This is a genomic window from Massilia norwichensis (assembly GCF_024753245.1).
Classification (GTDB): Bacteria; Pseudomonadota; Gammaproteobacteria; order Burkholderiales; family Burkholderiaceae_D; genus Telluria; species Telluria norwichensis.
On the sequence record NZ_JANUGX010000051.1, the window covers coordinates 1 to 10823 of the forward strand.

General features: G+C 58.5%; 12 protein-coding genes and 1 pseudogene. 5 read left to right on the forward strand and 8 right to left on the reverse strand.

Translation table 11 applies throughout. The features are described 5' to 3' along the window. Positions 1–192 precede the first annotated feature (192 nt). Both NX782_RS25675 and NX782_RS25680 read left to right on the forward strand, forming a co-directional pair. Positions 193–1332 carry a glutathione-independent formaldehyde dehydrogenase gene (locus NX782_RS25675; protein WP_258848345.1) on the forward strand — a complete coding sequence of 380 codons (1140 nt, stop codon included), beginning with the start codon at positions 193–195 and terminating at the stop codon, positions 1330–1332. 471 nt (positions 1333–1803) lie between these two features. Continuing rightward, positions 1804–2890: pseudogene (locus tag NX782_RS25680) on the forward strand (IS3 family transposase). A gap of 9 nt (positions 2891–2899) precedes the next feature. Here the strand turns inward: NX782_RS25680 and NX782_RS25685 are convergent. The 6 genes from NX782_RS25685 to NX782_RS25710 all read right to left on the reverse strand — a co-directional run bounded on the left by NX782_RS25685 (position 2900) and on the right by NX782_RS25710 (position 6172). Then, positions 2900–3052 carry a hypothetical protein gene (locus NX782_RS25685; RefSeq protein WP_258848346.1) on the reverse strand — a complete coding sequence of 51 codons (153 nt, stop codon included), beginning with the start codon at positions 3050–3052 and terminating at the stop codon, positions 2900–2902. A gap of 247 nt (positions 3053–3299) precedes the next feature. Beyond that, positions 3300–3602 carry a putative quinol monooxygenase gene (locus NX782_RS25690; RefSeq protein ID WP_066419950.1) on the reverse strand — a complete coding sequence of 101 codons (303 nt, stop codon included), beginning with the start codon at positions 3600–3602 and terminating at the stop codon, positions 3300–3302. A gap of 181 nt (positions 3603–3783) precedes the next feature. Continuing rightward, on the reverse strand, positions 3784–4137 hold the full coding sequence (locus NX782_RS25695) for a hypothetical protein (protein WP_258848347.1): 354 nt from the start codon (positions 4135–4137) through the stop codon (positions 3784–3786). A 113-nt stretch (positions 4138–4250) separates the two neighbouring features. After that, positions 4251–5180 (reverse strand): IS5 family transposase, encoded by a 930-nt coding sequence (locus NX782_RS25700; RefSeq protein ID WP_258848348.1) that lies wholly within the window; start codon positions 5178–5180, stop codon positions 4251–4253. A gap of 28 nt (positions 5181–5208) precedes the next feature. Beyond that, positions 5209–5631: a LysR family transcriptional regulator gene (locus tag NX782_RS25705; RefSeq protein ID WP_258848349.1), complete on the reverse strand. Its 423-nt coding sequence runs from the start codon at positions 5629–5631 to the stop codon at positions 5209–5211. Between the two features lie 115 nt (positions 5632–5746). Then, positions 5747–6172: a winged helix-turn-helix transcriptional regulator gene (locus NX782_RS25710; RefSeq protein WP_258848350.1), complete on the reverse strand. Its 426-nt coding sequence runs from the start codon at positions 6170–6172 to the stop codon at positions 5747–5749. A gap of 119 nt (positions 6173–6291) precedes the next feature. On the opposite strand from NX782_RS25710, the gene NX782_RS25715 reads away from it, so the two are divergent. Both NX782_RS25715 and NX782_RS25720 read left to right on the forward strand, forming a co-directional pair. After that, entirely contained in the window at positions 6292–7296 is a 1005-nt protein-coding gene (locus tag NX782_RS25715; RefSeq protein WP_258848351.1) for a zinc-dependent alcohol dehydrogenase family protein, read from the forward strand. Positions 7297–7305: 9 nt separating this feature from the next. After that, positions 7306–8298, forward strand: a complete 993-nt coding sequence (locus tag NX782_RS25720) for a zinc-dependent alcohol dehydrogenase family protein (RefSeq protein ID WP_258848352.1) — start codon at positions 7306–7308, stop codon at positions 8296–8298. Between the two features lie 91 nt (positions 8299–8389). On the opposite strand, the gene NX782_RS25725 is transcribed toward NX782_RS25720, so the two are convergent. Together NX782_RS25725 and NX782_RS25730 are read right to left on the reverse strand one after the other, a co-directional pair. Further along, on the reverse strand, positions 8390–9394 hold the full coding sequence (locus NX782_RS25725) for an LLM class oxidoreductase (protein WP_258848353.1): 1005 nt from the start codon (positions 9392–9394) through the stop codon (positions 8390–8392). 68 nt (positions 9395–9462) lie between these two features. Further along, entirely contained in the window at positions 9463–10476 is a 1014-nt protein-coding gene (locus NX782_RS25730; RefSeq protein WP_258848354.1) for a zinc-dependent alcohol dehydrogenase family protein, read from the reverse strand. A gap of 130 nt (positions 10477–10606) precedes the next feature. Here NX782_RS25730 and NX782_RS25735 point away from each other — a divergent pair. After that, positions 10607–10823: LysR family transcriptional regulator (locus NX782_RS25735; RefSeq protein ID WP_258848355.1), on the forward strand; the 217-nt coding region annotated here is incomplete at its 3' end.

Consider the following 10823-nt stretch of genomic DNA (forward strand, 5'->3'; position numbering starts at 1 on the left):
TCCCGATATGGTTTTATCTCATCAGGTGACGACACAACTATTCTGACACCGGGGTTTTTTTTCGATTCTATGGCCCAGGCGTAAATCTTTGCAGCGTTCAACAGTGCGCCTTTGTGAAGAATCTCGTTATATTCTTTCTCCTCCTAACGTCGCTGCTCGCGATAAATTTACCCTCGTTTTGAAAGGAAAATTATGAAGGCACTCGTTTATAATGGCCCGTGCGACGTCCAGGTCAAAGACATGCCGGACGCCAAGATTGAAAAGCCGACTGACGTCTTGGTCCGTATCACGACAACCAACATCTGCGGGTCCGACCTACACATGTACGAAGGCCGTACCAACATGGAAACGGGCCGTATCTTGGGCCACGAAAACATGGGTGAAGTCATCGAGGTCGGCAACGCCGTCGAGCGCGTTAAGGTCGGGGACGTAGTCTGTCTGCCGTTCAACATCGGCTGCGGCTTTTGCGAAAATTGCGAACGGGGCTTGTCCGGCGCTTGCCTGACGGCAAATCCAGGCACAGCGGGTGCTGCATACGGTTTTGCCGGCATGGGCCCGTACAGCGGCGGCCAAGCCGAACTGCTACGGGTGCCGTTTGGCGATTACAACTGCTTGGTGCTGCCGGAAGACGCCAAGGAAAAGGAAAATGACTACGTGATGTTGTCGGACATTTTCCCGACCGGCTACCACGCCACCGAACTGGCTGGCCTCAAGCCGGGCGAATCGGTCGTGATCTACGGCGCCGGCCCGGTCGGCCTAATGGCGACCATGTCTGCGTTCATTAAAGGCGCAAGCGAAGTTTTCGTCGTGGACACGCACAAGGACCGCTTGGCACTGGCCGAAAAGCTGGGCGCGGTGGCGATCGACGACACCGAAGGCGCCGGCGTCGAGAAGATCTTGAACCTTACCAACGGCAAGGGCGCCGACTGCGGCTGCGAATGCGTTGGTTACCAGTGTTGCGACAAGCACGGTAAGGAAGTGCCGAATCTGACAATGAATAACTTGGTGCAGACCGTCAAGGCCACTGGCGGCATCGGCGTGGTTGGTGTATTCCTCCCGCAGGATCCGAAGGGTCCAGACGCGCTGGAAAAGGAAGGCAAGATTGCCTTCGATTTCGGCAATTTTTGGTTCAAGGGTCAGAAGATTGGCACCGGCCAAGCCAACGTCAAGCATTACAACCGTTACTTGGCAAAATTGATTCATAAAGGTAAAGCGGCGCCCTCGCAGATCATTTCACACGAGCTTGCATTGGAGGATGCACCGACTGGCTATCGGAATTTTGATAAACGTGCCGAAGGGTGGACCAAAGTCGTGCTGAAACCTAATAAATAAAGAAAATATTATTTATTGACGCATGCTAAAAGAGGATTCACAAAATTAAAGCAGGCGATAGGTTTTACAATAAATGGTTAGTTCGCGCAATCTTCTCTCCTTTCGGGAAGTTAAGGAAAGAAGATTGCGCGGAAGCACTTTGCTACTTCCCAAATCGTCTCAAAGCTCGACTTTTTCCAATGATCTCGCGTAGCAGACTACTTCAATAAGTCAATCTAACAAGACACGCGGTATTTTTACCATATCAGGTCAGTTATCCGACCCGCTGTAAATTCCATCACTCCATAGCTAACTGTTTAGTTTCGCGCGATCATATTCCTCGCCGTAGCTGGCCTTTGTTTCGTGCAAAGGCTATGCTGGGCGAGTTGATTGCTGGGTTCAGCAGTCTCGGCATTCAATCGCACCAGGAGCAGTTGGCAGGGTAATCGCCCCACAAAAAGAGCGCGTTCAGAAGTAGAAAGAAAGCTCTACATGAAGACGTCCCGCTTTACCGACAGCCAGATCATCGCCATCCTCAAGCAAGCAGAAGCCGGCAGCCCCGTACCCGAGCTGTGCCGCGAGCACGGCATCAGCAACGCCACGTTCTACAAATGGCGTGCCAAGTACGGCGGGATGGACGCGTCACTGATGGCACGTATGAAGGAACTGGAAGACGAAAATCGGCGCCTGAAGAAGATGTATGCAGAAGAGCGACTGAAAGCCGAGATCGTCGCGGAGGCGCTAACAAAAAAATGGTAGCGCCATCTCTGCGGCGAGAGATGGCGCAGTGGGCCGTGACCCAGCGGTCAGCCACGATTAACCTGGCGTGCCAGGCGTTTGGCATCAGCCAGACCTACTACCGATACAAGGCCAAGCTGGACGCGGAAAACAGCGTCATCGCTGATTGGCTCGTGCGATTAACGAACAACCAGCGCAACTGGGGTTTCGGGCTATGCTTCCTGTACCTGCGCAACGTCAAAGGCTTCAAATGGAATCACAAAAGGGTTTACCGGATTTATCGTGAGCTCGAGCTGAACCTGCGCATCAAGCCGCGCCACCGACTGGTGCGCGAGAAGCCGCTGCCCTGGCCGTACCGACCGCGATCAACCAGAGCTGGTCCATGGAGTTCATGCATGACCAGCTTGCCGACGGACGCAGCATCCGCCTGTTCAACGTCATCGATGACTTCAACCGCGAAGGCTTGGGTATCGAGGTCGACTTCTCGCTGCCATCCGAACGCGTCATCAGGTCGCTGGACCGAATTATCGAATGGCGCGGCACACCGGATGCGATCCGTTGTGACAACGGTCCAGAGTACATCAGCGCCGTGACCTTGGCTTGGGCCGCCAGACGTGGAATCCGCATCGATTTTATTCAGCCCGGTCAGCCTCAGCAAAACTCTTACGTGGAGCGTTACAACAGGACCGTGCGGTACGATTGGCTGGCTCATCACTTCTTTGAAACGCTCGACGAGATCCAGGAATTTGCCACTCGCTGGCTGTGGACCTACAATCACGACCGGCCCAACATGGCACTCAGCGGCATTACACCACAACAGAAACTTGCTCTTGCCGCTTAACCTCTACTTTTAGCTCGCTCTAAAAATGGGGGGATTACCGTGGATGCGCACGCGCGTGTAATCGATGGCGTCGCGGAACAGCAGCGATGCCATGGCGATTTCGCCTGCGGTGAGGGGGCGCCAGCGCTGCGCATGCAGGCGGCGAACAGGTACGGCATCCATCGGTTCTTTTGCAAAGTTGAGAGGCTTGGCAAGCTTAACTTAGATTGCTCGGATACCGTTTTGAACAGCTCCTTCGAGAGCATGACCGCGTCAAAGACGCCTTTGATCAAAAGTGTTGCGGCTGACCACTATCGACCCGTAAGCAGTCCTTGTCGATTCCATAAAGCGGTCGTTCAACGCCTGCGCCAAGCTACGACTCGCTGGCGCCGCCAGTGAGCCGTCGACTTGAGCGACTTGTCGGGCTTGCTCAGCCCGGCAGCTTTGCCGCAAGAACGTCAACCTTTTCGATTGACGGCGGCTGGGCGAATAACTCACCCGCTTTTTCCATGAGCGCCGCCGCGACTTCGCCGGAAAGATGAGCTTGCCGCCCAGCCTCATCTGGAAACGCGTCAAAGATGCCAAAGGTTGACGGCCCCAGGCGAATGCCGAACCAAGCTGTAGTAGCTGGCTCTGCCTGAACGAGGGGAAGACCACTTAACAGAAAGCTTTCTACGTCTTTCTCCTTACCTGGCTTGGCTTCAAGACGAACGAACAACGCGAGTTTGACCATCACATATCTCCTGTTATTAAACATACAACAATTCACGCATTTTCAAGCGAGTCGAATGCGATGATGACCGGAGCGCCACCACTTGCGGCGAAGCGGCTTTCTTCACGTGCCCGAAAGCAGTTCGCTAGCGAAGGACCGATACCGATTGAATGCGCAGCCAATACCAGATGGTAAGAGCGTTTCAGTATAGTATATGGCGATGTTGCTCACAGGGCAAGCAAGAAATATTGGTAGAGACAGCAGCAGTTCGTTTCGGTTGCTTGCAGTTGGATCGCAGATGTGGAGACTGCCACAACAGTACCATCTCGTGCATGAACCAGTGCTGGCCGGTGAGGTTCGCTTGCGAATAGTCGTCGAGGAAGCAGGAAGCATGGAAATACATGCTGCCGTTCGGTGTCATGCAGCAATTCTTCGGCTGGACGGGCATGTAGCGCCGGCTGTGGATGCGTACGCGCGTGTAGTCGATGGCATTCCTGAACAGCATAGACGCCAGCGCGATTTCGCCCACAGTCAGCGGGCGCGCCTTGGTACGCAAGCGTGGCCTTCCCCCATCGATACGGACACTTCCGTTAGGCGCATTTTAGATTTTCAAACGGCTTTGTTGAGCAAATCGAGCACAGGCCGAGCTGGCGCTATTTGTAGTCCGTTTTATAACACTGGGACCGTAATCGGAGTACCCCGCCGAGTGAAGCGATTTAGAACGGCAGCCCTCACTTGCAGCTCGGCGACCTGACGGTCGAAGTCGCGTGCCATCACCCGTTCGCCCAGCAGCTTGAAGCAGCGCATCTTGGTTTCGACAAGGCTGCGCCGGTGGTAGCCGCTCCATCTCTTCCAGATTGCCCGTCCCACCCTTGTTGTCGTCCGCAGAATGTCGTTACGTGCATCGGCACCGCAGCGGTTTGCCTTCCAGGGCTTGGCGTTCTTACGGGTCGGGATAATGGCATGCGCGGCTCGCAACGCGATGGCTTCATGACAGCCCTTCGTATCGTAAGCGCCGTCGCCGCTGACGCTGGCAATGCGCTCGTCAGCAGAAATCTGGCTGAGCAACGCTGGCAGGACGGGGGCATCGCCGACACTGTTGTCCGTCACCTCCATGGCCCGGATCTCGAGCGTGGACGCGTCGATCCCGAGATGCACCTTGCGCCATTGGCGGCGATAGTCTGCGCCATGCTTTTTCGTCTTCCACTCGCCTTCGCCCAGCATCTTGATGCCCGTGCTGTCCACCAGCAGATGCAAGCCTGTCGTGGTCGGCACGGCGCCGATCGCAACCTGCAGCGTCTTTTGCCGCCGACTGACCGTGCTGTAGTCCGGCACCTGCCAGTCGAGCCCAGCCAGGTGCAGCAGGCTTTGCGTCATGCCCATGGCCTGCCGTAGTGGTAAATTGAACAGGCACTTGATGCTCAGGCAGAACTGCATCGCCTCGTCGCTGAACGTCTGGCTGCGCCCGCGCTTGCCACTCGGCTGGCTGTGCCAAGTCATCGCCGGATCGAGCCAGATGAGCAGCGAACCGCGTGACTTCAACGCTTCGTTGGACGTCTTCCAGTTGGTCGTGCGGTACTTCTGTGGAGCTGGTTTCATCCTGTTCAGGCTACCAGACCTACGGGTTCTACGCTGGCCGAGCCTGATTTACGCAACAAAGCCGATCGCTCACACCCAACGTCATCGAGATCCCCGGATAGGCGTTGCGGAACCTCTGCAATGAATCCATGAAGGATTCCACCGCCAGGGCGGAAGGAATATCGATCCGGAGACGCCCGCGCACGATGCCGCCCGGCGCGTCGAACATGGTCACCGCTTCATCGACCTCGCCCAGAATCCCTGCGACCCTGACCAGAAACGCCTCACCCTTCGCGGTGAGGCTCACCTTGCGCGTCGTGCGCTGGAACAGACGCACGCCGAGCGATGCTTCCAATTGATTGATGGCCAGCGTCACTTGGGGGCGGCCCATCTGCAGCGCTTCAGGGACCTTCGTAAAACTCTGGAGTTCAGCAAGCCTGGAAAACAGGCGCATCGATTGAAGCAGCTCCATCGACACATTCTTTCTGGGTAGTGGGTACGGCCTGGCCGCGTGCGGCCAGGCGCCGGCAAAAGCCGATTATAGAGTCCGAATTGTTATCGTCGAATACAACAATCAGCTCGGCGATTCAGGAAAGCGGCAAGGCTTCGCTTTCATCTTCGACGATCTCGGCTTGGCCGCAAGCTGCTCTGTTGCGTTCTACCGTATCGAGCAGTACGGAATTGGCTTCGGCCCAATCGTAAAGTGCCAGCAAAGGCTCGACGAACTTCTGTCCAAGCTCCGTCAGCGAATATTCGACTGCGGGTGGAACCACCTGGTGCACCTTCCTCGACAACAGCTGGTCGGCTTCGAGCTCGCGCAAGGTCTGGGTGAGCATCTTCTTCGAAATTCCTGGCATGCTGCGCTGTAACTGGCCAGTCCGTAGCGGACCGAAATTAAGGACGTAGATCACCATGGACGTCCATTTGGGCGTCAATAGCATGTGGATACGCCGCGGTGGACAGGTTTCACTGATGACCAGTGGATCGGGGAGATGACGAACGGTGGAAGCCATGGTTACCTATAGGTGCCTATGATCCTAAAAAGTGCCTAATTTACAGGCGGGACCTTATGGATCAATATTACCCCACATTCAGTTTGCCCCCAAGGGCTACATTCACAAGGAACCAATACATGACTACCCAAGCCACCATGCGCGCACTCGTCCTGAACGACTACGCCGACGGCAAATTCATCGATACCCAGGTGACCCGGCCAGCACCGAAAGCGGGCGAAGTGCTGGTACAGATCGCTGCCAGCGGCGTCAATCCGATCGACTACAAGATCCGCACCGGTGCAGCGCCGTATGCCATGCCCGAACTGCCTGCGATTCTCGGCACCGATCTGGCGGGCACGGTCGTCGAGGTCGGTGAAGACGTGAGCGACTTCAAGGTCGGCGACGAGGTGTACGGATTGGCTGGCGGCGTGCGTGGCATTCCGGGAACGCTCGCCGAATATGCGGCCGTCGACGCTCGCCTGTTGGCACCGAAGCCAAAGAACCTTAGTATGCGCGAAGCGGCTGCGTTGCCGCTGGTGTTTCTGACCGCTTGGGAAGGTCTGGTCGACCGTGCCGGCGTACATGCTGGCCAGCGCGTGCTGATCCAGGGCGGCGCGGGTGGTGTTGGTCACGTGGCAGTGCAGATCGCCCGTGCGCTCGGCGCCGACGTGTATGCGACTGCCTCGGCGGCTAAGCACGCCGTCATCAAAGGCTACGGCGCTACGCCCATCGATTATCGCGACGCCAAGGTCGCGGACTACGTCGCGAAGTATGCAAATGGCGTTGGCTTCGACGTGGTCTATGACACCGTCGGCGGACAGACGCTGGACGACTCACTTGTTGCGGCCAGGCCTTATGGACACGTTCTCAGCTGCTACGCTTTCGCGGAGCACAATCTGGCGCCAGGCTCTCTGCGCTGCGTGACATTGTCCGGTATCTTCGTGCTGCTCCCCATGTTGAGCGGTGAAGGACGAGCCCACCATGGCGACATCCTGCGCGAGGCGACCCGCCTGGCGGAGCAGGGCAAACTGAAACCCTTGGTCGACGAACGGCGCTACACTTTGGCCGACGCGCATGCCGCGCATGACGCTCAGGAGGCCGGCAAGGCCCTTGGCAAGATCGTGATCGACGTCGCTTCCTGAAGGATGGGTATGACCATGTCGCAGGTGGTTCGATTTCATGAACTTGGCGGCCCGGGTGTATTGCGGCTGGAGCAGCGCAGTGTCCCTGAGGCCGCAGATGGCGAAGTACTCATCGAGGTGCAGGCGATCGGCTTGAATCGGGCGGACAAGATGTTCCGCATGGGCCAGTATCTCGAGAAGGCGCAACTGCCATCCATGCTGGGCTTCGAGGCGGTTGGCATGATCGCTGCACTTGGCCCGTCGGTGCAAGGATTCGCGGTCGGCGACATGGTCGGCGTCCTGCCCGGGTTCGAGCTCGGCAGATATGGGACCTATGCCGAGCATGCGTTGATTCCCGCTACCCACCTTGTCCCGCAACCGGCCGGCTTGTCCGCAGTGGAGGGGGCTGGCCTGTGGATGGCCTATCTGACCGCATACGGCGGTCTCGTAGAGGCCGGCGGACTTGGCAAAGGAGACTGGATTGCCATCACCGCCGCATCAAGCAGCGTGGGCTTGGCTGCGATACAGGTTGCCCGCCAGGTGGGTGCGCGGCCCATCGCGGTGACACTGACCGGCACAAAGCGCGATGCACTGTTGGCTGCTGGAGCCGAAGCCGTCATCAGCACGTCAGACGAGCCGTTGGAGAGCCGCCTGCGCGAACTGGCGCCGAACGGGATCCAGTGCGCGTTCGACGCGGTCGGCGGCCCGCAAGTGAACCAGCTTGCGGGGGCCATGGCCGAGCGCGGAACGATTGTCGTGCACGGCGCACTCAGTCCCGATGCGACGCCGTTCCCGCTGAAGCTGGCTTTGAAGCGCAGCCTTTCTCTGCGTGGTTTCGTGTACACGGAAGTGACCGAGGATGCAGTAGCGCTGCAGCGCGCCCGGACTTTTATCTCGGCAGGAATCGAAGCCGGTATCCTCCGGCCGCTCGTGGACAGGGTCTTCTCGCTGAGTGACGTCGTGGCAGCGCACGAATACCTCGAATCGAACCAGCAGTTCGGCAAGATCGTGATGACAGTTTGAGAGCGCTGCAACGTTTTGGCTCAGCGTGGAAGCGCGGCAAGACTTCGCCCCGTCCGACAGCATTACTGGACGGGGCGATCGCTGTTGATGATCAGTTCGACGGAAACGCCGGCAGGACGAATTCGGCAAGCTCCTGCAGCACCTCGGTAGCCGGCCGGCGCGATGCTTTCAGGTTGAAGGCGACATGGTTGACGCCCAGCTGCTGCAAGCCGCCGAGGTAGTCGATCAGCCTGTTGCGTCCGACCCGCAGCCCGGAATGGATGCGCATCAAGGGGTGATTTGCGTTGTCAGCCAGGTCGAGGAACAGGCCTTGGGCAAACGGCTTGAAGATGCCCGACTGCGTCTCCCGCTGCACAACGTCGCGCCATGTCGACACGATCGGTGCCAGGTGTTCGGGATTGACGAAGTAGTAAAGCCAGCCATCCGCATGCCGCGCAATCCACTCCAGATCCTGGCGGCTGCGTCCAGTGACGATGGCCGGAATTCGTCCGTGGGGCGGCTTTGGGAGCAGGTCCAGACTCCCATCCAACCTGCCAAAACGTTCGGAGTCGTGCACGGCGAACGCTTCCTGCAAACTGGCCCGGAACATCCCGAACGCATCGCGGAATCGCTCGCCGCGCGTCTCGAAATCGCCTTCTATGCCAAATGCGGGGTACTCGCTCGGGCGATCGCCTGACGAAATGCCAAGTACCATGCGGCCGCCGGAAAGCTGGTCGACCGATGCAGCCTGTTTCGCCAGCAGCAGCGGATGGCGCAGGGTGATTACCGCGCTGCCTGTGGCCAGTGCGATGCTCTGGGTGCTGGCGGCGAGGAAGCCTAAATAGGTGAACGGTTCGTACAGCTGTCCGGTGTCACCGAACATCGGATCGAACAGTGGGACGTCACGCGCCCATACACCTGCAAAGCCTGCCTGGTCGGCGTAGCGCATGACGGTGACATGATCGCGCATCGTCGGCGCCGGCATATCGGGGTATGCCTCCAGTGGCAAGATGAATCCGAGTGTCAGCCGGCCGGGCGCGAACATTCGCCGGAAACCAGCATGATGCTCGACGTGCTCGGAAAAGGGCCGCTCGCGCGGTACTGTAGTGTCGTCCATTATTTGCTCCTTGTGCGTGGATTTGGCCGTATCGCCGGCCGGGGCTTCCGGCCGGCTGGGGGCCAAAATCAGTCGGCTACCTTGATCACGACCTTGCCAAACGCACCGCGCGCCAGGTGCTCGTAGGCCTGCACCGTGTCCTGGAAGGCGTAGACCTTGTCGATCACTGGCTTGATGCCGTGACGGTCTAGGAAGGGATTCATGCGATCGAACGAGGTGCGTGGCGCGACGGCGATACCGCGGATCGTGGTTTGACGGAAGATCACGGGCATCAACTGCAACTGCGCAGTCTGGCCGGTCAGGAACCCGACCTGGGCGATCACGCCGGCCGCCTTAGTGGCCAGCACGGATTTGTTCAGGCCGTCGCCGCCGGCGACATCGATCGTGACATCGACGCCTTTGCCTCCAGTCAGCTCGAGGACCTTCTGCTCCCAATCGGGATGGGTGCGATAGTTGACACCATCGCTGACACCCAAGGCCTTGATCTTGTCCAGGTTGGCGTCGCTGCTTGACGTGGCGATAACGCGCGCGCCTTGGGCGACCGCGATCTGGACCGCGAAGATCGAGACGCCACCGGTACCCTGAACCAGCACGGTCTGTGCCGGCTGCAGGTTACCGACGTCCATCAAGGAGTACCAGGCGGTCAATGCCGCGATCGGCAGTGTCGATGCTTCTTCGTCGCTCATGCCGGCGGGCGCTTTGACAGCGCCATTCTCGTGCAGGATCATGTACTCGGCCAGACCGCCCGGCAGCGGCGAGCCGAGGCAGTATTCGGGCTCGTCCGGCGCCGGTGCGCCGTCGAGCCAATGTGAGTACAAGTGGGAATTGACGCGGTCGCCGACCTGGAAGCGGGTCACGCCGGCGCCGACTGCGACCACCTCGCCCACGGCATCCGAGACAGGGATCAGCGGCTTGGGCACCTTGTGCGGCTCGTAGATGCCGTCGACGATGGCCTTGTCGCGGAAGTTCAGCGAGACGGCGCCAACGCGCACCAGCAATTCACCTTGTTGAGGAACCGGTACCGGTACGTCGCCGAGCTCCAGGTTGTTCAGGCCAAAATCCTTCAGCAGCCATGCTTTCATGTTTTCTCCAATCGTAGCCGGTAGATCGTGATCGATAAGTCAGGTCGAGACAGTCTAATCAGTTCCCACGGATTGAGTTAGTAGTTAAAATTCTCGACTTTCGATCCTCATATTCCAGAATCAATCCACCATGGAAGACCGTTTTGCAGGGATCCGGGATTTCGTCCTGGCCGTCGACAAGGGAAGCCTGACTGCTGCGGCCGCAGCGCTCGGCCTGACGGGTTCTGCCGTCGGCAAGAGCATCTCGAAATTGGAAGCGCGGCTCGGTTTGCAGTTGCTGCATAGCACGACACGACGCATCGACCTGACCAGCGAAGGCGAAGCATATCTGCTGAGCTGCCGCCGTG

Excerpts from the sequence above, each read along its gene's own strand:
- NX782_RS25675 (WP_258848345.1), top strand. The coding sequence starts at position 193 with ATGAAGGCACTCGTTTATAATGGCCCGTGCGACGTCCAGGTCAAAGAC.
- NX782_RS25685 (WP_258848346.1), bottom strand. The coding sequence starts at position 3,052 with ATGGATGCCGTACCTGTTCGCCGCCTGCATGCGCAGCGCTGGCGCCCC.
- NX782_RS25690 (WP_066419950.1), bottom strand. The coding sequence starts at position 3,602 with ATGGTCAAACTCGCGTTGTTCGTTCGTCTTGAAGCCAAGCCAGGTAAG.
- NX782_RS25700 (WP_258848348.1), bottom strand. The coding sequence starts at position 5,180 with ATGAAACCAGCTCCACAGAAGTACCGCACGACCAACTGGAAGACGTCC.
- NX782_RS25705 (WP_258848349.1), bottom strand. The coding sequence starts at position 5,631 with ATGGAGCTGCTTCAATCGATGCGCCTGTTTTCCAGGCTTGCTGAACTC.
- NX782_RS25710 (WP_258848350.1), bottom strand. The coding sequence starts at position 6,172 with ATGGCTTCCACCGTTCGTCATCTCCCCGATCCACTGGTCATCAGTGAA.
- NX782_RS25715 (WP_258848351.1), top strand. The coding sequence starts at position 6,292 with ATGACTACCCAAGCCACCATGCGCGCACTCGTCCTGAACGACTACGCC.
- NX782_RS25720 (WP_258848352.1), top strand. The coding sequence starts at position 7,306 with ATGACCATGTCGCAGGTGGTTCGATTTCATGAACTTGGCGGCCCGGGT.
- NX782_RS25725 (WP_258848353.1), bottom strand. The coding sequence starts at position 9,394 with ATGGACGACACTACAGTACCGCGCGAGCGGCCCTTTTCCGAGCACGTC.
- NX782_RS25730 (WP_258848354.1), bottom strand. The coding sequence starts at position 10,476 with ATGAAAGCATGGCTGCTGAAGGATTTTGGCCTGAACAACCTGGAGCTC.